The sequence below is a fragment of the Mesobacillus boroniphilus genome (assembly GCF_018424685.1).
In the GTDB taxonomy this organism is placed as follows: domain Bacteria; phylum Bacillota; class Bacilli; order Bacillales; family Cytobacillaceae; genus Mesobacillus; species Mesobacillus boroniphilus_A.
This window is the reverse complement of the sequence record NZ_QTKX01000001.1, coordinates 2,169,063-2,188,538: the sequence shown is the minus strand read 5'-3', so window position 1 is coordinate 2,188,538 and position 19,476 is coordinate 2,169,063. Positions and strand designations below refer to the sequence as shown.

General features: G+C 41.6%; 22 protein-coding genes. 17 read left to right on the top strand and 5 right to left on the bottom strand.

Annotated elements, in window-relative coordinates:
- Positions 1-19: 19 nt before the first annotated feature.
- The 5 genes from DYI25_RS11260 (at position 20) to DYI25_RS11240 (ending at position 5,226) form a co-directional block, all read left to right on the top strand.
- Entirely contained in the window at positions 20-1,288 is a 1,269-nt protein-coding gene (locus DYI25_RS11260) for a peptidase U32 family protein (protein ID WP_213368765.1), read from the top strand.
- A gap of 4 nt (positions 1,289-1,292) precedes the next feature.
- On the top strand, positions 1,293-1,928 hold the full coding sequence (gene udk / locus DYI25_RS11255) for a uridine kinase (protein WP_213368764.1): 636 nt from the start codon (positions 1,293-1,295) through the stop codon (positions 1,926-1,928).
- Positions 1,929-2,134: 206 nt separating this feature from the next.
- Positions 2,135-2,611: a transcription elongation factor GreA gene (gene greA, locus DYI25_RS11250; protein ID WP_213368763.1), complete on the top strand. Its 477-nt coding sequence runs from the start codon at positions 2,135-2,137 to the stop codon at positions 2,609-2,611.
- Between the two features lie 67 nt (positions 2,612-2,678).
- On the top strand, positions 2,679-4,451 hold the full coding sequence (locus DYI25_RS11245) for a peptidoglycan D,D-transpeptidase FtsI family protein (protein WP_213368761.1): 1,773 nt from the start codon (positions 2,679-2,681) through the stop codon (positions 4,449-4,451).
- Positions 4,452-4,536: 85 nt separating this feature from the next.
- Positions 4,537-5,226: a YrrS family protein gene (locus DYI25_RS11240; protein WP_213368759.1), complete on the top strand. Its 690-nt coding sequence runs from the start codon at positions 4,537-4,539 to the stop codon at positions 5,224-5,226.
- 38 nt (positions 5,227-5,264) lie between these two features.
- Here the strand turns inward: DYI25_RS11240 and DYI25_RS11235 are convergent, their stop codons facing one another.
- Entirely contained in the window at positions 5,265-5,471 is a 207-nt protein-coding gene (locus DYI25_RS11235) for a YrzA family protein (protein ID WP_213368757.1), read from the bottom strand.
- A gap of 423 nt (positions 5,472-5,894) precedes the next feature.
- On the opposite strand from DYI25_RS11235, the gene DYI25_RS11230 reads away from it, so the two are divergent.
- The 4 genes from DYI25_RS11230 (at position 5,895) to DYI25_RS11215 (ending at position 9,188) form a co-directional block, all read left to right on the top strand.
- Entirely contained in the window at positions 5,895-7,190 is a 1,296-nt protein-coding gene (locus DYI25_RS11230) for an amidohydrolase family protein (RefSeq protein ID WP_213368755.1), read from the top strand.
- A 114-nt stretch (positions 7,191-7,304) separates the two neighbouring features.
- A complete protein-coding gene (locus DYI25_RS11225; protein WP_213368753.1) occupies positions 7,305-8,009 on the top strand; it encodes a 5'-methylthioadenosine/adenosylhomocysteine nucleosidase in 705 nt (234 codons plus the stop codon).
- 433 nt (positions 8,010-8,442) lie between these two features.
- Positions 8,443-8,697, top strand: coding sequence for a YrhC family protein (locus DYI25_RS11220; RefSeq protein WP_249745307.1), 255 nt, complete (start codon positions 8,443-8,445; stop codon positions 8,695-8,697).
- Positions 8,698-9,050: 353 nt separating this feature from the next.
- On the top strand, positions 9,051-9,188 hold the full coding sequence (locus DYI25_RS11215; protein WP_213368750.1) for a YrzI family small protein: 138 nt from the start codon (positions 9,051-9,053) through the stop codon (positions 9,186-9,188).
- Between the two features lie 642 nt (positions 9,189-9,830).
- Here DYI25_RS11215 and sigK read toward each other — a convergent pair.
- A complete protein-coding gene (gene sigK / locus DYI25_RS11210) occupies positions 9,831-10,553 on the bottom strand; it encodes an RNA polymerase sporulation sigma factor SigK (protein ID WP_023627218.1) in 723 nt (240 codons plus the stop codon).
- 269 nt (positions 10,554-10,822) lie between these two features.
- On the opposite strand from sigK, the gene DYI25_RS11205 reads away from it, so the two are divergent.
- The 4 genes from DYI25_RS11205 (at position 10,823) to DYI25_RS11190 (ending at position 13,357) form a co-directional block, all read left to right on the top strand.
- Positions 10,823-11,224, top strand: coding sequence for a DsrE/DsrF/DrsH-like family protein (locus tag DYI25_RS11205; RefSeq protein ID WP_167831642.1), 402 nt, complete (start codon positions 10,823-10,825; stop codon positions 11,222-11,224).
- A gap of 119 nt (positions 11,225-11,343) precedes the next feature.
- The gene (locus DYI25_RS11200) at positions 11,344-11,583 is read left to right on the top strand and encodes a sulfurtransferase TusA family protein (RefSeq protein WP_213368748.1); all 240 of its coding nucleotides are present in this window, start codon (positions 11,344-11,346) and stop codon (positions 11,581-11,583) included.
- A gap of 62 nt (positions 11,584-11,645) precedes the next feature.
- Entirely contained in the window at positions 11,646-12,782 is a 1,137-nt protein-coding gene (locus DYI25_RS11195; protein WP_213368745.1) for an NAD(P)/FAD-dependent oxidoreductase, read from the top strand.
- 14 nt (positions 12,783-12,796) lie between these two features.
- Positions 12,797-13,357 carry a DUF1641 domain-containing protein gene (locus tag DYI25_RS11190; protein ID WP_213368743.1) on the top strand — a complete coding sequence of 187 codons (561 nt, stop codon included), beginning with the start codon at positions 12,797-12,799 and terminating at the stop codon, positions 13,355-13,357.
- 255 nt (positions 13,358-13,612) lie between these two features.
- Here DYI25_RS11190 and DYI25_RS11185 read toward each other — a convergent pair whose 3' ends face one another.
- A complete protein-coding gene (locus tag DYI25_RS11185) occupies positions 13,613-14,284 on the bottom strand; it encodes a response regulator transcription factor (RefSeq protein ID WP_213368741.1) in 672 nt (223 codons plus the stop codon).
- A gap of 177 nt (positions 14,285-14,461) precedes the next feature.
- On the opposite strand from DYI25_RS11185, the gene DYI25_RS11180 reads away from it, so the two are divergent.
- Both DYI25_RS11180 and DYI25_RS11175 read left to right on the top strand, forming a co-directional pair.
- A complete protein-coding gene (locus DYI25_RS11180; RefSeq protein ID WP_213368739.1) occupies positions 14,462-14,608 on the top strand; it encodes a hypothetical protein in 147 nt (48 codons plus the stop codon).
- Between the two features lie 234 nt (positions 14,609-14,842).
- Complete coding sequence (locus tag DYI25_RS11175) at positions 14,843-16,621, top strand: M3 family oligoendopeptidase (RefSeq protein WP_213368737.1); 1,779 nt, start codon at positions 14,843-14,845, stop codon at positions 16,619-16,621.
- 152 nt (positions 16,622-16,773) lie between these two features.
- On the opposite strand, the gene pssA is transcribed toward DYI25_RS11175, so the two are convergent.
- Positions 16,774-17,313: a CDP-diacylglycerol--serine O-phosphatidyltransferase gene (gene pssA, locus DYI25_RS11170; RefSeq protein WP_213368735.1), complete on the bottom strand. Its 540-nt coding sequence runs from the start codon at positions 17,311-17,313 to the stop codon at positions 16,774-16,776.
- 189 nt (positions 17,314-17,502) lie between these two features.
- Here pssA and DYI25_RS11165 point away from each other — a divergent pair, with 189 nt between their 5' ends.
- On the top strand, positions 17,503-18,291 hold the full coding sequence (locus tag DYI25_RS11165) for a phosphatidylserine decarboxylase (protein ID WP_213368732.1): 789 nt from the start codon (positions 17,503-17,505) through the stop codon (positions 18,289-18,291).
- Between the two features lie 101 nt (positions 18,292-18,392).
- Here the strand turns inward: DYI25_RS11165 and DYI25_RS11160 are convergent, their stop codons facing one another.
- Complete coding sequence (locus DYI25_RS11160; protein ID WP_041965193.1) at positions 18,393-18,533, bottom strand: sporulation histidine kinase inhibitor Sda; 141 nt, start codon at positions 18,531-18,533, stop codon at positions 18,393-18,395.
- A gap of 426 nt (positions 18,534-18,959) precedes the next feature.
- On the opposite strand from DYI25_RS11160, the gene DYI25_RS11155 reads away from it, so the two are divergent.
- The gene (locus DYI25_RS11155) at positions 18,960-19,475 is read left to right on the top strand and encodes a YqeG family HAD IIIA-type phosphatase (protein ID WP_213368730.1); all 516 of its coding nucleotides are present in this window, start codon (positions 18,960-18,962) and stop codon (positions 19,473-19,475) included.
- The last annotated feature ends 1 nt before the right edge of the window (position 19,476 follow it).

Below are 19,476 nucleotides of genomic sequence, written 5' to 3'. Positions count from 1 at the left end.
ACTATAAGGAGGTTGCGTAATGACAGCAGTATCAGATAAAATCTCACAAATTGTTGACGGAAAACGTGTCATTGTTAAAAAACCAGAACTGCTTGCGCCAGCCGGAAATCTTGAAAAACTTAAGATTGCGGTCCATTATGGTGCAGATGCCGTCTTTATTGGCGGTCAGGAGTATGGTTTGCGCTCAAACGCAGATAATTTCACTTTTGAGGAAATGAAAGAAGGCGTTGAGTTCGCCAAGAAATACGGCGCAAAAATATATGTTACAACAAACATTTTTGCCCATAACGAAAACATCGATGGTCTAGAAGACTATCTGTTAGGATTGAAGGGTGCTGGCGTTCACGGCATCATCGTAGCTGATCCTTTGATCATCGAAACTTGCCGCAGGGTTGCTCCGGAGATTGAAGTTCACTTGAGCACACAGCAATCCCTTTCAAACTGGAAGGCTGTCCAGTTCTGGAAAGAAGAAGGTCTAGAGCGTGTTGTTCTTGCGCGTGAAACAAGCGGGGAAGAAATCAAGGAGATGAAGGAAAAGGTTGATATCGAAATCGAAACCTTCATCCATGGAGCAATGTGTATCGCCTATTCCGGCCGCTGTACGTTGAGCAATCACATGACAGCCCGTGATTCAAACCGCGGTGGCTGCTGCCAATCATGCCGTTGGGATTACGACTTGTATACACTTGAGGGAAAGGAAGAAAACGCCTTATTTGCTGAAGGTGACTCTCCTTTTGCGATGAGCCCTAAGGACCTTAAGTTAATCGAATCCATCCCTCGTATGATCGAGCTTGGAATTGACAGCTTGAAGATCGAAGGACGAATGAAGTCGATCCACTACGTTGCTACAGTAGTTAGTGTGTATCGCAAAGTCATTGATGCTTATTGCGCAGACCCTGAAAACTTTGTCATCAAGCAGGAATGGCTTGAAGAATTGGATAAATGTGCGAACCGTGAGACAGCAACTGCCTTCTTTGAGGGAGTTCCTGGGTATAAAGAGCAAATGTTTGGAAACCATAGCAAAAAGACAACTTTTGATTTTGCCGGTCTGGTGCTTGATTATGATGCTGAGACACAAATGGTGACACTGCAGCAAAGAAACTACTTCAAGCCTGGCGATGAGGTTGAATTCTTTGGACCAGAGATTGAGAACTTCACTCAGGTCATTGAGAAGATTTGGGATGAAGATGGCAATGAACTGGATGTAGCGCGCCATCCTCTTCAAATCGTGAAGTTCAAGATGGACAAGCCTGTTTACCCAAATAACATGATGCGGAAGGAGAAATAAATAAATGGACCGCAAGCCTGTTGTAATTGGTGTAGCCGGCGGCTCCGGCTCAGGAAAGACAAGTGTAACAAAAGCAATTTATGATAGCTTTAAAGGCCACTCAATCCTGATGATTGAACAAGACTACTATTATAAAGACCAAAGCCATCTGCCAATGGAAGAGCGTCTAAAGACAAATTATGACCATCCACTGGCATTTGATAATGACCTGTTGATAGAACATATCCAAAAGCTGCTTCGCCACGAGGCGATTGATAAGCCAGTTTATGATTATGCTGTCCATACGAGGTCCAGCGAGGTCGTCCATGTTGAACCAAAAGATGTTATCATTCTTGAAGGAATTCTGATCCTTGAGGATGAGAGACTTCGCAACTTGATGGATATCAAGCTCTATGTTGATACAGATGCAGATTTACGAATCATCCGCAGGCTGCTGCGTGACATCAAGGAGCGCGGACGTTCAATGGACTCTGTCATCGAACAGTACGTGAATGTTGTCAGGCCGATGCATAACCAGTTCATCGAGCCGACCAAGCGATATGCAGATGTTATTATTCCTGAGGGCGGCCACAACCATGTGGCAATTGATCTGATGGTAACAAAAATTCAAACAATTCTTGAACAAAAATCATTTTTGTGACACAATAACATAGATAATGTGGACATGGAAGTACTTGAATAAAGTGCTTCCTTTTGTCCAAGGAAAAGTAAATGGCCTGAAATGGCTCTATTTAAATCGCGCGGCCTGGTAAAGGACGCGCTCCTGTATATTTTTCAGGATACATAATATAATATTACACATTCTATTTTTTGGGGAATTGTGAAGACTAGAAGGAGTGAAGGATTTTGGCTACAGAAAAAGTTTTTCCTATGACACAGGCTGGAAAAGAAAAGCTAGAACAAGAATTGGAACAATTGAAAACGGTAAAACGTAAAGAAGTGGTTGAGAGAATAAAGATCGCGCGAAGCTTTGGCGACCTTTCAGAGAACTCTGAGTATGATTCAGCGAAAGAAGAGCAAGCCTTTGTTGAAGGCCGTATCACGACTCTTGAAAATATGATTCGCAATGCAAAAATCATCCAGGAAGATGAAGTGAGCACAGATGCAGTCAGCCTTGGCCGCACAGTGACTTTTGTCGAGCTTCCAGATGGCGATGAAGAATCCTATACAATCGTGGGAAGTGCTGAAGCTGACCCGTTTGAGGGCAAAATTTCAAACGACTCTCCGATTGCAAAAAGCTTGATGGGCAAGAAGGTTGACGACGAAGTGACTGTCCAGACTCCTGGCGGTGAAATGAACGTTCGCATTACATCAATAAAGTAAGAATCTCTGACTTCAAGCAGGTTTGAAACATAGACACCTCGTCAACACTTTTGACGAGGTGTTTTTTATGCGTAAAAAAAGAATGGTGGCTTGGATCTCGATATGCATAGCTGTCTTTGGTCTGCTGATGTTTCGGCTGGCCCAGTTGCAGCTACTTGATACAGAATCCTTTTCCAAGCATGAAATAAATCTAATAGAAGCAAGTGTCAAGCAAAGGTCCCAGGAAATGGTCGTTGACAATGGCAGAGGGAATTTCCTTGATAGGTCAGGAGCCCCTTTATCCTACGAAACTTCGTCTGTTCTTGTCCTGTTTCCATTTTTAAAGAAAATGGACTGGGAAGCTGACAAGGTCGCAAGGACTCTAGGTGTATCTGATTACGCTTTGAAAAATGCAGTGGAAAAGTCCAAGGAACCATTTGCCTTTGGCGACCCAGATCCGTTGATCCTGACAAAGAGTCAAATGGAGATCATTAACGAGATGGAAATCCCGGGAGTATTTGCTGTTGAACGGAAGTATCCATTGGGAAAAGTGCCAGCTGCCCAACTTCTGGGTATCATTGGGGAGAATGAATCACTCCTGAAATCAAGGTATGGGGAGAAAGATTTGCTGCCTAGGACCTTAATCGGTCTGTCAGGATTGGAAAAAAGCTTTGACGAGTTCCTTGTTGCTGAAGGGAAATCAAAACTGGTTTACCATGTTGACGGAGAAGGTGCACCATTATTCGGGATTAATGTTAAATACATAGATCCCGCCAATCCATTTTACCCAATCAACCTTCAGACATCGATAGATAAAGATCTGCAAAAGCTCCTAGAGTATAAAGTTGACCAGCACAACATCAACAAAGGCGGCTTGGTGCTGCTGGATATCGAAACAAGCAGTATACTGGCAATGGTGTCAAGGCCAGACATTAACCGTGTAAACCCTTTTAATGACGAGGGGACAGAAAATATGATGGTTAGGCAGCATATACCTGGCTCCGTTTTTAAAACGGTTGTAGCCGCGGCAGCAATTGATCATGGGCTCGATGATCCAGCCAGGAAGTTCAATTGCAGCCAGACGATTAGTGGAGAACCAGATTTGAAGTATGACCATGGAATGCTAAATTTCAATGATAGCTTTGCAGTGAGCTGCAACAGGACTTTTGGGGAGGTAGCACGTGAGCTTCAGGAGAGGGATCCCAATATGCTCGAAAAATATGCAGAGATGCTGTCAATCACTGGCGGTGTAGGGTGGAATGGTGACATTTTCCATATTGAAGATTTCAAACAGCTTCAGGACGAGGAAGAAGGAAGGGTTTTTCTATCGGATGAAGCGAGGAAGGATAAGAATTTTGCAGCATTATCAGGGATTGGTCAACATGAAGTGAGGGTGTCTCCGCTTGCTATTGCTAATATGATGGCTACGATAGCTAGAGGAGGCGAAAAAGACATGGTCAGGGCCGTACTGTCCATCCAATACCAAAATGGTGCAAAAATGACTGAATTCCCAAAACAGAAGCTTGAAGGGGAGAAAATATCACCGTTTACAGCTATGAAGCTCCAAAAGCTTTTGCGAGAAGTCGTAGTGAATGAAGAAGGTACGGGCAGATGGTTCAGGGACTTGCCATATGAGGTGGCAGGAAAATCAGGGACAGCAGAAACCGGGATATACAAAGGTGACAAGCAATTACACAATAAATGGTTCGCAGGATATTTTCCCTATGAAAAACCAAAATATGCGCTAGTAACTGTCAACTTAGGGGTGCTGGAGAATGAGGGTGGGGTGAATCCTCTTTTTGCGGATATAGTAAAAGAGGTGTATGCTTTTAACCATGCTGATGGTCCTGAAAACAACTGAACCATCATTAGATGAATATAAAATCCTTCAAGTTTGACCTAAGTCATGGTAGAATGTTGACAACCTTATAAGGGAGGGAAAGATCTTGAAGCACGACTATGACAACCTAAATGAGGGGACACGTTCACGAATAAGATCCAAGCGCAGAAAAACGAACCTTATTTTAAATAGCTTGATAGTTGTCGTTATTTTGTTGATTGGAATTGTCTCTTTTAACATTTTTTTCAGCAATGATGAAGGGGCTGCTGACCAGAACGATGTTGCGGCAGAAAAAGATGCCACAGCCCCTTCAGGAAACAAAAATGACAGCAAAGATACTGACAAAAAGAATGATCTTAAAGATTCTGATAAAAAAGACGATAGTGCAACAGAAGATATCGAGTCTGAAGAAGCAGATGAGGAATCTGCTGAGGATGAAGAATTAGCGGAACCAATCGTGACAGAAGGCGGCAGTGATGCCAATGTCAAACAGACGATTGAGAATCCTGAATGGAAGCCGGTTGGCACAACACAAGCAGGAGAACATAATACCGTTTTCGACCAAAATGCCGTTGATTGGCAGGAAATGATTCTTGCATATTCTTATGCTACGGGAATTGATAAGAATAACATGACTGTATGGTGGAATGAAAATGGCGGTGCGCCTAATACTGCAGTAGGAACCATCTCTGAAAAGGGAAGTGACCAGACATTCAGGGTATGGATTGAATGGGTGGAAGGCCAGGGCTGGAAGCCAGTTAAAATGGAAGAATTGATTGAAAATGATAAGAGATAATGTGATTTTTTGAGAGGGGGCTCAGGAAGATGGCCCCTTTATTTTTTTGCCTTGAAGTGGACAACTGCTGAATAGAACAGCCTTCCTTTATCATCTAAATGCATCTGATGCGACACGTGATGGACAGTCAGCATGATTGCCTTATTAATTTCAATCTGTTTATTGATTTTTTGTTCCAGGGTTTTCAAATCGACTGCTTCAAAAAATTCAACCTTATCTTCAATTAAATCAAATTGGAAATTCATAAATCTAACTCCCTTTAAGTAATTTTGCTAAAATAGTCTCTGTCCTGCTTTTACAAATGTCTCTGTTAAAGTGAATGTTGCTTTTACATCCTGTTGATTTTAGTGGAAGGGGCGAAGACTCCTGCGGAATGAGCAAGTCATAGATGACCCCGCAGGCGCTTGAAGCGCCGAGGAGGCTCCGAGACTGCAAGGAAGAATTTGATCTTTGGAAAGCCGGCAGTTGGACTTTTTCATAATTCTTCCCCGCGGAAAGCGAAGCGCTTAGAACGAAAATCAACAGCCGTGATTAACAGAGCCTTACAAAAAAATAGTAAATTCTCTATAATAATAAACCATTTTTTGATAAATTAGAACGATAGGCATATTTCAGTCTGAAACACCGAAATCTAGTAGGAAAAGTGTTTTTACATAGGAGCGATTAATATGGCAAGAAAGTTATTATATAACGGCACCATCGTTACGAGTAATACCAAAAATGAAGTGATCGAGAATGGAGCCATTGGCATTGAAGATGAAAAAATCATTTATGTCGGGGCTGCACCTGAAGATTTTTCCTCTTATGATGAAAAAGTAGATTTAAAAGGCAATATTCTCCTTCCAGGCCTGATCAATACGCATGGACACACACCGATGTCCTTGCTGAGAGGATATGCGGATGATTTGCATTTGCAGACATGGCTGGAAGATAAAATTTGGCCGCTTGAAGCTAAATACACAGCTGAACATGCAAAATGGGGCGCCAAGCTTTCCATCCTTGAAATGATCCGTACAGGTACAACGACTTTTGTTGATATGTATGACAATATGGATGAGATTGCAAAGGCGGTAGAGGAAGCAGGAATACGTGGAGTACTGTGCCGCGGTATCATTGGCTTTGGTTCGGATGAGCTTCGACAGAGCAAGCTTAAGGAAGCGGCGGACTTTGCGAAAAGCTGGTACAATGGCGCAGGTGGCCGGATTACGACTATGCTGTCACCGCATTCTCCTTATACTTGCTCACCAGAGTATATTTCACAAATCATTGATAAATCAGTCGAACTGAATGTTCCGTTGCATACGCATATGTCTGAAACGAAATTTGAAGTAGAGAAGAATATTGAGGACTATGGAGATACTCCAGTAGTACACCTGGACAACCTTGGTTTCTTTGACCGTCCATCACTTGTAGCACATGCTGTCCATGTGAATGACGAGGATATTGAAATCCTTGCAGAAAAAGATGTGAAGGTGTCCCATAATGTGATCAGTAACCTCAAATTGGGCAGCGGGATTGCACCGGTTGGCAAAATGCTCGAAAAGGGAGTTACAGTCAGCCTTGGTACAGACAGCGTCGCCTCCAATAATAATCTGGATTTATTTGAAGAGCTGAAAGCTGCCGCTACCATCCATAAAGGAGTAGCTAGGGATGCAACTGTCGTCACCGCACAGCAAGCCTTAAGGATGGCAACCATCCAGGGAGCAGAATCTCTTTGGCTTGAAGAACGGATTGGATCGCTGGAAGTTGGCAAAGATGCAGATTTTATTGTCGTGAACTCTAATCACTCATTCTTTTATCCTAAGCATAATCCAGTATCCCACCTTGTTTATTCCGGATCTGGACGAGATGTAAAGGATGTCTATGTCCAGGGTAAACAAATTCTTGACAATGGACAGTTCAAAACGATTGATGAAGAAAAAATACTATATGAAGCAAACAGAATGTCGAAGCTTCTTTCGTAAAATTTTACATAGAAAGTAAAAGGGGCTTCTGGGTTTTATGAAAAATTCCCCATAATCCGGTTAATGTTTTATGGAATCTAAATCAAAACTAATCAGACTTTGGAGGTCAGAATTATGAGCAGGATTGGTATTATAGGCGCAATGGATGAAGAAATTCAGCATATTCTCGATTCAATGAAGGACTATGATGAAAAAAAGAAGGCAGGCATCACCTTTTACGTCGGCACTTTTAACGAGTATGACGTAGTACTCTGTAAGTCCGGAGTCGGGAAAGTTAACGCAAGCGTGTGTACACAAATTTTGATTGATGAATTCGCTGCATCCAATATTGTATTTACCGGTGTTGCTGGTGCTGTTAATCCCGATTTGAAAATAGGAGATATCGTCGTTTCAACTGATTGTGTACAGCATGATATGGACGTCCGCGCATTGGGCTTCAATCTAGGGGAAATCCCTTATACAGAAGTATCTGTATTTAAAGCCGATGAGCGATTGGTGGATTTGGCGATTACGGCGAGCAAAGAAATTGTAGAGGATAAGAAAATCGTCAGCGGACGTATCTTATCTGGTGACCAATTTATCGCTGACCGCGAGAAAGTAAAATTCCTTTATGAGGAGCTTAATGGATATTGTACAGAAATGGAAGGTGCGGCCGTTGGACAGGTATGTATCATGAACAACATCCCATTCGTGATCATCAGGTCAATGTCTGACCAGGCAGATGGCTCAGCAGACGTAAACTTCCTGGAATTCACAAAACTCGCTTCCAAGAATTCCTTTGAAATCGTTAATGAGATGGTCAAGAACTGGAAGGTATAATATTTAAAAAGTGATCCATTTTTTTAGCGTGGAATTAATTCCACGCTATTTTTCTGGAAAAAAACAGGTGATGAGGCGCAGGTTCGGACAAATCACAGGGAGGGCGCCTTGTTTGTCCAAAGCAGCAACAGATTCGGACAAAATCGCAGTTGAAGCCGCTCGTTTTGTCCGAAGTAACCCCAGATTCGGACAAAACCCCGGTAGGAGTCGCTCGTTTTGTCCGAAGCAGCCCCAGGTTCGGACAAAACCCCAGTAGGAGTCGCTAGTTTTGTCCGAAGCAGCAACTCCAATCCATCCTAAAATCAGCATAACTCTAAATCATACATAAAATAAAATCTTTATCCAATTTTTTTCCATAACTTACATGCTTATAAGATGTTTAAAAAATGTTAAAGTAGGGTTGTGGTTAAGTCTGAAAGTGCAGGTGATAGAAATGGACGCGAAACAACTCTACGAAAAAATGGTTGATTTTAAGCAATATGCAACCGTACTTCTTGCTGTAGGAGTATTTTTTTACCTTGGAACGATCATTCCATCTGAAACGAAAATTATGACAGATTTATATATTGCAACTGGTGCTTCCATTGGTTTCCTTGCTGGATCCATATCATTCTTTTCAATCGCTAAAAAATATCGCAACCAGCTGATAGAAACCGAAGAAGGCCAGGAAATGCTGATGAAGAAATAAACGTCCGTGCAGGGCGTTTTTTTTGTTGGATTTTGACGAATACTTTTTTGGAAAAACCGGCCAAAAAAGGTTTACAAAACAAATCAAAGTGGATATACTTACCAATGGAAGCGGAATAATTCAAAAGGAGGTCGAGTGAAATGATCATGATTGGATACTGGAATAACGCACTAACTTCATATCGTAATACGCATTCGACCGGATCGGACTGGATTGTTTAAGCTGTTTTTTTACTAATACATCCATGGCCGCAGGGAGAATCGTGCCCTGTGGCTTTTTTGTGCCCATTTTCGCCGCAGGGGAGGAATCCTTGCGGCTTTTTGGGGTGGAAATAAAAAGGAGGTGAACCGATAATGACCTTAAATATCTTGTTTTTTACAATTACAATCAACAAACGCCAAATGTCTTTAGAAGAAATTCGCCATAACGAAATGGTAGAAAAAATGGTTGAAGACAATAAAACCCGTCAATCAATGCTGCGCCTGTTTTAATTTATTTGAATAAAAAACTTTAGAAAGGTGGAAAGAAAATGATTTATTTAATTCAAAGAAGACTGGCTAGCTTATGGGTGGAGAAGGACACCACCTAACGACGGAGTCGGGAGGTAAATTGTATGTCACTGCATGTATTGCTGTTAACATTAATTTTCAAAAAAAAGAAATCCTATCGTTAACAAAATGTTCACAACCCTACCCTTTTAGCACCGTATTTATATGATAAATTTGGTGTAAACAATGGGTCTTCGTTAAAGGGGTGATGGGCATGTTCTTGATTGTCATGGGATTGGTGATCTGTGGCGCTGTCGGTTTGGTAGTTGCTGCAGAAGTAAGTGTGGAATAGAGTTCAAAAGAGATCAATCATCGTCGATTGATCTCTTTTTCTTTTTAAAAATAGGCTCTTTTCTCAAACTTTGTTGCTATTGATTACAAAATAGGAGTGAATGAACTATTTTTCTTCCCAAAGTTGCCTCTTGTTATGAGAAAAGAGCATGCAAACTTAATACAGAACTACAAAATGGCGTTCTATTACGTTAAAATCGGCTTTAGGATTTTAACAACAATCTTTACGAAAACAGCCTAAAAATAAAACCTAGAAAAAGATAAAAAATCCGGGCATCCACCGGGTTTTCCCTATTACTGACCTTTATTCTTCTTCTTTTCCTTCTCCGCACGATAAAACTCATGGAACATTTTCATCAATGCCCTTTTCTCAATCCTTGATACATAACTTCTTGAGATGCCGAGTTCTTTGGCGATTTCCCGTTGTGTTTTTTCCTTCTTTAAGTCAAGGCCAAAGCGGCCAACAATGACCTCTTTTTCACGCTCATCGAGGACATCGATATATTCTTTTACTTTTTCAAGCTCCATATTGAGCTGAATGGTATCAATGACATCTTCTGATTCAGACTTTAGGACATCGATCAGCGAAATTTCATTTCCTTCTTTGTCCTGGCCGATAGGATCGTGTAAAGATACATCCTTCTTGGTTTTCTTCAATGCTCTCAAGTGCATGAGGATCTCATTTTCAATACATCTGGCAGCATATGTTGCCAGTTTGGTGCCTTTGCCTTCCGAATAGCTTTCGATTGCCTTAATCAGGCCAATTGTTCCAATAGAAATCAAATCCTCCGAATCCTCGCCGGTGTTTTCGAATTTTTTCACGATATGCGCGACTAGTCTCAGATTGTGCTCAATCAGCATATTTCTCGCGTGTGGGTCACCATTTGCCATCAACCTTAAGTACTTTCGCTCATCAGCTGCAGATAACGGTTGAGGAAATGCATTGTTTTTAACATACGAAACAAGAAGGATCACTTCTTTAACTAAGTACCCGAGTGCTGTTAGTATGCCCGACATGTTTCCACCCCCGCTTTTTTAGGCTTTCGCCTATAATAAATTCCTATGTCTGAATAGGGTGGATTGTGTCTGTCCGAATAAATATTTTATATTGGGAATTTAATCCATAATAATATTCTGAAGATGCAATAGTTAATTCTGTGAACACCTTGTTTTGTCACTTTTTAGACTAAGAACGTTCACATAAAAGAAACAGACATAGACATAGGGGTATAGGTATAATGCAAGTGTAAGGTAAATCATTCGAATTTATTAGGAGGAAATACATTATGGAACAACAAGCCCCATCTTTAGCGGTCATTTTATTATCGGAAGATCTTGAGAAGTTGCATGCTGGTGCACTGGTAGGATCAGTTGCTTCAATGTCAGGCATGACTGTGAATGTCTTCGTTACAATGAACGCATTGAAATCTTTCCGCAAAGACAGCTTTGAAAGCACTGATTTCATCACTGGAACTATTGGCAAGGAAATGCTAGCTAAGAAGATCCCATTATTTGATTCACTTTTACAGGAAGGAAAAGATATGGGAGAACTTAATATTTATGGCTGCGCACTAGCAATGGACATCATGGATTGGCAAGAAGAAGACATGATTGATGTATTCGATGGAGTAATCGGGGTTACAAAATTCCTGGGAATGACTCAAGGAGCAACAGTTATTACAATGTAAGCTGCAGAAGCGGGGAAAAGTGATATGGCGTGCAGGCCCTCAACCCTTTCCCCTTCATGCAAAAATAAAAATCTTATCCAATTTTAACATAAAACTTAACTATATAGGAGGAAAAAATCATGAGTGAAGTACAAGTAACTAAATCAATCGATGCAAGAGGAGCATATTGCCCTGGACCGCTAATGGAATTGGTAAAAGGAATCAAAACAGCACAAGTTGGAGATGTTGTGGAAGTTATTTCCACAGATAAGGGTTCAGCCGTCGATATTCCTGAGTGGGTAAACAAAATGGGCCACGAAATTGCCTACCTTGAAAATGAAGGCGATGAATTCAAGATCGCAGTTAAAAAGGTTAAGTAATTGATTGCTGTTTAAACTGTAACAGCCTTCATCAAAGAATCCAATAAAGAGGTGTGGACCAAATGACAAAGAAAATCGTCGTTCTTGGAGCCGGCAGCGCGGGAACAATGGTTGCAAACAAGCTTGCCCGCCAGCTTGGGGAAGAAATTAAGAAGCGTGAAGTCGAAATCACGTTGATTTCAAATACAGAAAAGCACATTTACCAGCCTGGATACTTATTCATTGCCTTCAATGAGAAGCCATCAGAGCATTTTATCAGAAAACAGGAAACCCTCGTTCACAGACATGTAAACCTTGTTTATGATGATGTAGAAAAGATTGACGTCGAGAAGAAGACGGTTAAAGGCAAAAAGCAATACCAGTACGACTATCTTGTAGTCGCAACTGGCTCTCATCCGGATTTCGACAGCGTACCTGGCTTAAGAGATGGAGCTCATAACTTCTATACACTCGAAGGTGCAGAACGCCTGCGTGAAGATCTTGCAGCCATGGAAAAAGGAAGAATACTCATCACGATTGATGTGCCGCACAAGTGCCCGGCTGCTCCGCTTGAACTTGCGTTAATGCTTGATGATTATTACCGCAAGAATGGAAGACGCAAGGATATCGAAATTAAATATGCTTATCCAATCGGCCGGATTCACTCACTAGTACCAGTTGCTGAGTGGGGATTGCCACAGTTCGAGAAGCGCGATATCAAATACGAGACATTCTTCAACCTGGAAGAAGTGGATCCAAAGCGAAAAGTGGCCATCACGATGGATGGTTCGGAACACGAATATGACATGCTTATTACGATTCCAGCCCATACTGGCGCTAAAGCAGTGATTGATTCTGGTATTGGAGATGAGTCCGGCTTCATTCCGACAAACCGTACAACATTGAAGATGATTGGCCAGGATGATGTATACGTTATTGGTGACGCTACGAACCTTCCAATCAGTAAGGCTGGTTCAACAGCACACTACCAATCTGAATCGCTTGTTGCCAATATCATCAGCAGATTGACTGGTCGCCCGGAAACAGCTGTATACAATGGCAAGGTCGCTTGCTTCCTTGAAAACAGCCTTGAAGATGCCAGCATGATTACATTCGATTACAATAATCCTCCGCAGCCTGCAGAAACTTCTGACCTGCTACACTGGTTTAAAGCTGTGTACAATGAGCTTTACTGGTTAAATGCCAAAGGGATTTTATAGAAGGGGTGGTTGAGATGGCTACAGAAACACCTCAAGCTCAACAAAAAGAACAACATAAACTCGTCGGCTTTACTGATGCAGCCATGAATGCGGTTACCGGGGAAATGGTCTCAACGATTGCCGAAACAGGTGTCAAAATGGTTGAGATGGCTGATGACCTGCTTCAGCCAGAAACACTCTCTTTGCTAAAAACATTGCCGGAAGTGGCTGAGAATCTCGAGCGAACATTGTTGGAAGTCAAACGGATGGAAGAAACCGGTGTGCTTAAGTCCTTGATGCAGCTAGCGGATATGGTCGCTGCAATGAAGGGCGCAATGACAGGCCCAATGGTAACAGATATGGTTGAGAAGGCGATCAAAGGTGTAGAACTCGCAGATTCCTTCGTCCAGCTTGGTGCCATTGACCTGGTAGACGGTATGCTTACTGCTTTCCATAATGCTCAAGAGGAAACAAAGGATAAAGAACCTTTGTCATCCATGCAGTTGATGAAGGCGGTCACACAGAAAGAAACAAGAGAAGGCATGACATTAATGATTTCCTTCCTGCAAAACCTGCCGAAAGAATTAAATAAATAGGTTCTTTTCTCAAACTTTGTTGCTATTGACTACAAAATAGGAGTGAATGTACTATTTTTCTTCGCAAAGAAGCCTCTTGTTATGAGAAAAGAGCATGCAAACTTAATACCGAACTACAAAATGGCTTTATATTACGTTAAAATCGGCTTTAGGATTTTTAACAACAATCTTTACGAAAACAGCCAATAAATAGAAAAGGAGAGGGGGGATCCCCTTCTCCTTTCTTCATTATTTATGGCAGTTTTCGCATGGATCCTAATCAATCCATTTATAGCCTACACCCCAAACAGTAGATAGATAATTATCCACGGCAAAACCAGATTTGCGAAGCTTATCCCTCAGGTTCCTCACATGCGAATCGATTGTACGGTCTTCGGTATTGACACCGTATCCCCATATAGTTGAGATTAAGTGTTCCCTGGTGAAAACCTTATTGCTTTTTTGCAGAAACAGGCTTAGCAGCGCAAACTCCTTAGGCGTAAGAGGAATCAAAGTGCCGTCATACTGCACTTCATAGGAATCTATGTTAAGTTTCAAGCCTTTGAAAGTGAGGAGAGGGCTCTTGACTGATTGTCTGCGGAGCACTGCTTCAATTCGTGCAACTAATTCACCTTCATCAAAAGGCTTGGTGATATAGTCATCAGCTCCTACTTTCAAGCCTCGGACAATGTCAGGCTTCTCACTCCTGGCGGTAAGCATGATGACAGGAATGTCCCAATGCCTGCGAATTTCACTGCACGCCTCCCAGCCATCCATCTCGGGCATCATGACATCAAGCAAAACGAGATTAGCATCGTGATCTTCCAGGTAGCTGATAGCCTCAACGGCAGAAGTTTTCTTGATGCATGTATATCCTAAAGGTGTTAAATACAGCGCAAGCAAATCCAGCATACGCGTTTCATCATCTACTAGCAAAATCGTAGCCATATAAAAAACCCCTTGCAAAATAATTGTTTAGTTCATCTTACACTAAAATTTTGTAAAAACTGTGCACTTATAACGGGTTTCACACAACTTTTTTGTAAAAGGTTCGCTGAAAGCCCAAACCAAAATGGACAGAATCCCATAAAGTAATAATAGGATACAGAAAAGGAGTGTGAAAGTATGCCTTACGGTTGCTATCCACCATACGCGGCACCTTATGGAGGTTATCCGGGTTATTACGGCGGAAGTGGTGTATGGTTTGCGCTGTTCATCATCCTGCTTGTCATCGTTCTGATTTTTGGCGGATGGTGGTATTTCTACGGATAGAGGGATCAAAGGTTTATCCTGCAAAAAGGATAAACCTTCTGCTTTTTTTATAAGGCTCTTTCCGGCGAAAACAACCTCTGTTCTTTAAATATTCATTTTATACTATCTTTGGTTCCAGAAGTTTTTCTTTGTGTCAGGCAGTGAACATTCTATCCAGAAAAACATTTGAAAAAATAGAAATTTTAGAAAAATAACATTATAATAAAATAACAGAAAAAAAGGGGGAGCCAATTAATGTCCAATACATACTCAGAAGTCTGGGACTTAGACGTGTTTTTTGAAGGGGGAAGTGATTCACCTGACTTCGCTGAACACCTAAAGTCTGCAGATGAGAAAATCACACAATTTAAGAACGAAGTTGAGAGCTGGCAGCCAGCTGACCAGGTAAGTGAGGGAGCTAGGCTGGCAAGTCTCGTTGAAATATTTGATGGAGCAGCAAGGAAGGTCAGGCAGGCTGGAGCATTTGTGAGCTGTTTACATGCCCAAAATACTGGTGATAAAAAAGCTGGGCAATTAAAAGCGGCAGTGACAGAAATAAGTGCGTCGCTGCAAACAGCGCTGACGATCTTTGACCAGAAGCTATCCAGCTTTTCGGAAAGTGTTTGGGAGGAGCTTGTCCAGGAAGGGCTTTTGGAGGAGCTCCGTTTTGTACTGACAGAGCGACGTGAGCGGGCAGCGGAAAAGCTTTCCGAAAAAGAGGAATCAGCCATTAATTCCTTGAGTGTAGACGGCTATCATGGCTGGGGCCAGATGTACGACGTTCTTGTTGGCAATACGAAAATCAATTATAAAGAGGAAAGTTTATCTGTCGGCCAAGCGGCCAATAAGCTTTCCGATGCTGACCGTTCTGTTCGTAAAGAAATTTTCGCTCAATGGGAAAAAGCCTGGGGAGAGCAAGAGGATTTCTACGCAAAAACACTTAACCACCTTGCAGGCTTTCGATTGAATGTCTATAAGCTCCGCGGCTGGGAAGATGTGTTGAAAGAGCCGCTTGATATTAACAGGATGAAAAAAGAAACTCTTGATGCCATGTGGGAAGTCATCTCCGACAATAAAGAGCCATTTGTTCAGTTCCTGAATCGGAAAGCTAAGCTCCTTGGACTTGAAAAGCTGAGCTGGTACGATTTAGATGCACCAATTGGCAATACGGAATCCAAAATGTCTTATCAGGAAGGGGCAGATTTCATCGTCGATAATTTTGAGCAATTTGGCAAGGAAATGGCCGACTTTGCTAAAATGGCATTTGAAAATAAATGGATTGAGGCGGAAGATCGTCCTGGAAAGGCTCCAGGCGGATTCCACACTTTCTTTCCGGAGAGCAGCCAATCACGAATTTTCATGACCTACTCGGGCACGCCATCCAATGTCTCCACACTTGCGCACGAGCTTGGACATGGATTCCACACATATGCTATGAGAGACCAGCACTTGCTGAATCGTAATTATGCGATGAACGTTGCTGAAACAGCATCTACTTTCGCTGAAATGATCGTTTCGGATGCTTCTGTAAAGAACGCGAAAACAAAAGAAGAGAAGCTCAGTCTGTTAGAGGATAAAATACAGCGATCGGTAGCGCTTCTGATGAATATTCATTCCAGGTTCCTGTTTGAGACGAAATTCTATGAAGAGCGCAAGCAAGGGATTGTCAATCCAGAAAGACTGGGTGAATTGATGGAAAATGCACAGACTGAAGCATACGGAGGAGCTCTAGAAGAGTACCACCCGCTATTCTGGGCCTCAAAGCTGCACTTCTTTATCACTGGAGTACCGTTTTATAACTTCCCGTATACATTTGGTTACTTATTCTCCCTTGGAATTTATGCATTGGCACAGGAAGAAGGCAAGGGATATGAAGAGAAATATATCGCACTTTTGAAGGACTCCGCTTCTATGACAGTCGAGGACTTGGCACAAAAGCACCTGAACGTCGATCTCACGAAAAAGGATTTCTGGGAAAAAGCAGTCCGGATGTGTGTTGAGGATGTCGAAGAATTTATGGCTTTGACTGAGTAATAATGCTGCTTGCCAGTAGGGAGAATAAATTCGCGAAACTGGCAATCAGGAGTGCTCTTTTCGGTAAAGTGTCCCTTTAAAGAGGGACATACACAAGACAGGCTTCTGAATACAAATAAACGTACGAAAACCCAGCCATTTTAGGCTGGGTTTTATACTTTTCTCAGCTTGAATGGACTGACCATCAGCAGGCTGAGAGTCAACATAATGAACAGGAATGTTTGCGGTGGAACGTGGGGAATGGCAAGGAAGCTTAGCGTTGCCAGCACTCCTGCTGCTGTAATAGGCAAACCTGTGAAATATCCGGTATTCTCGGTGATATTGAATCGTGCCAGGCGGAAGGCACCGCAGCCTATATAAAAAACGATAAAGAAGGCGCCGGGAGCACCAAACTCGGATAAAATTCCCTGATAGATTAATAATGCAGGTGCAACTCCAAATGATATAATATCACTCATGGAATCTAACTGCTTTCCAAGATCGGATTCGATATTGAGCTTTCTGGCAACCATGCCATCAAAACGATCTGCCAGGGCTGCTATGAAAATCAGTAAAAGGCTTAGATTCAGATTGCCGTTGATGGCAACGATGATTGCGAATCCACCTAAAGAAAGATTTGCCAATGTCAGAAGATTGGCTGTCTGGGATTTTACTTTCTTGACAGTAGAGTCAAGTACATCATGCAGAAACATAGTTTCACTCCTCATAATCCAAAAAGGGAACTAGCACATTGGGTTATTATATAATAATATATAATTCTAAGCTGATTATGCTTTTTCGTAAAGATTTCTTTTTTACTTTTCGGAATTGTTGATTAAATCCTGCAAAACAAAAACAATCTATCCGTTGCAAACGCATAGATAATAATCGGAGGTAGAGCATTGTTCCAATCTATATATCGCCTGCTTATAGAATTGACAAATGGGAAGTGGACTTCGGACATTTTGCATAAATTCGCAAAATCCAAGAGCAGCAAAAGGATTATTCCTTCATTTGCTAAAACGTATAAAATCAACCAGGAGGAGATGGAGAAGCCAATTGGTGAATATGAAAGTCTCCATCAATTTTTCATCAGGGACCTAAAAGAAGGAACAAGGAAGATAGATGAGGATCCTCTGTCAGCTGTTAGTCCAGTAGATTCAGTAATCGAAGAGGTTGGCCAAATCGAGGCTGATAAAACGATCACGGTAAAAGGAAAGGTATATTCTATTTCTGAGATGCTCGGTAGTGATGAAGCAATGGCCAGATATGAGCAGGGGACTTATATGATTTTTTACCTGAGCCCAAGCCACTACCATCAAATTCACAGTCCGGTAACAGGTGAGATCATTAACCAGTGGACGTTGGGATTGAAGTCGTACCCTGTTAATAAAATGGGGTTGCAATATGGAAACTACCCATTATCTAAAAACTACCGGAAGATCACTGAAATCAGGCATAATGCAGGCATGGCAGCTGTAATCAAGGTAGGCGCCATGTTTGTCAATTCTATTGAAACAACACACGACGGCCAAAAGCTGGAGAAAGGTGAACAAATGGCTTATTTCACCTTCGGTTCAACTGTAGTCTTGTTGTTTGAGAAAGATTCTATTACCCTGCTGCCGGAAATCACTCCTCCATATCATATTAAGTATGGCGAGAAAATCGGCACTTTAAATGTACAAAGCTGAAAAGCGAGGGGCACAGGGTAAATCTGTGCCTTTAGCTATTTTTAGATTAATTAGCATAACACCTATATAAAAAAACAAAAAAAAAGCCCTTTTAGGGGCTGTCAGGATGAGGCTTTAATTCGGTTAGATAATGAACGCCGGTGGATTTCCGTTTCAATCAAACGAATAAACTCGTAGCTTAAATTCAACTCTCTTGCTTTATAATAAGACTCGATCAACAGCTCGTCCGACAGTTTACGCATTCCAGTCATTCACCCCCAAAAGGATCTTCTAAAACAGATGTTAATTGCATATAATTGTAAGTTGTTTTGTTCTACCCTTACTCTATCAGAATGAAACTTAGAGAACAACTGTTCTAATTATCCACAGATGGTGGTGGATAACCTGTGATTAATTTGTTTATAAATGGGAAAATATTAATAGAATCAATGTGTGTTTTGTGAATAAGGTTATCCACAGGATTGGAAATCGTTGGATTTTGTCGAAAAGTTTTTTGGGATATTTTTAAAAAAATCTGAACTAAAGCGATTAAAGGTTGTTTTTGTCGAGTTTTAGCGGGTATTTTTCTTTATTTCCTATCCATTTAAATGTTTGCTTTGAATACGAGGATAAAATTGGGTATGATGTTAACGGAATGATAGGAAATTAATTAATGAGGTGTAATGAAATTGCTAAAGCATTTTTTGCCTGACCAGCATGTAAAAAGTATTTTTGAAATCACCCCCGAAAGCCTTCATGAAAAAGGTGTGAAGGGTATAATCACCGACCTTGACAATACACTCGTTGAGTGGGATCGTCCCTATGCGACGCCCAAGCTGATCGAGTGGTTTGATAATATGAGGAAAAATGAAATACTCGTAACGATTGTTTCAAATAATAATGAAAAAAGAGTTAAGGCATTTTCGGATCCGCTTCAGATCCCTTTTATCTTTCTAGCGAGAAAGCCGATGACTCGGGCATTCAATAAGGCAGTAAAGCAAATGGGATTGCGGAAAGAAGATACGGTCGTGATTGGCGACCAGCTTTTAACCGATGTACTCGGAGGTAATAGAAGCGGCTTCCATACTATTCTTGTTATTCCAGTTGCGCAGACGGATGGGTTTGTGACTAGATTCAACAGGAAAGTTGAAAGAAGAATTTTAAATTGGTTCAGGAAACAAGGAAAGCTGAATTGGGAGGACTAAG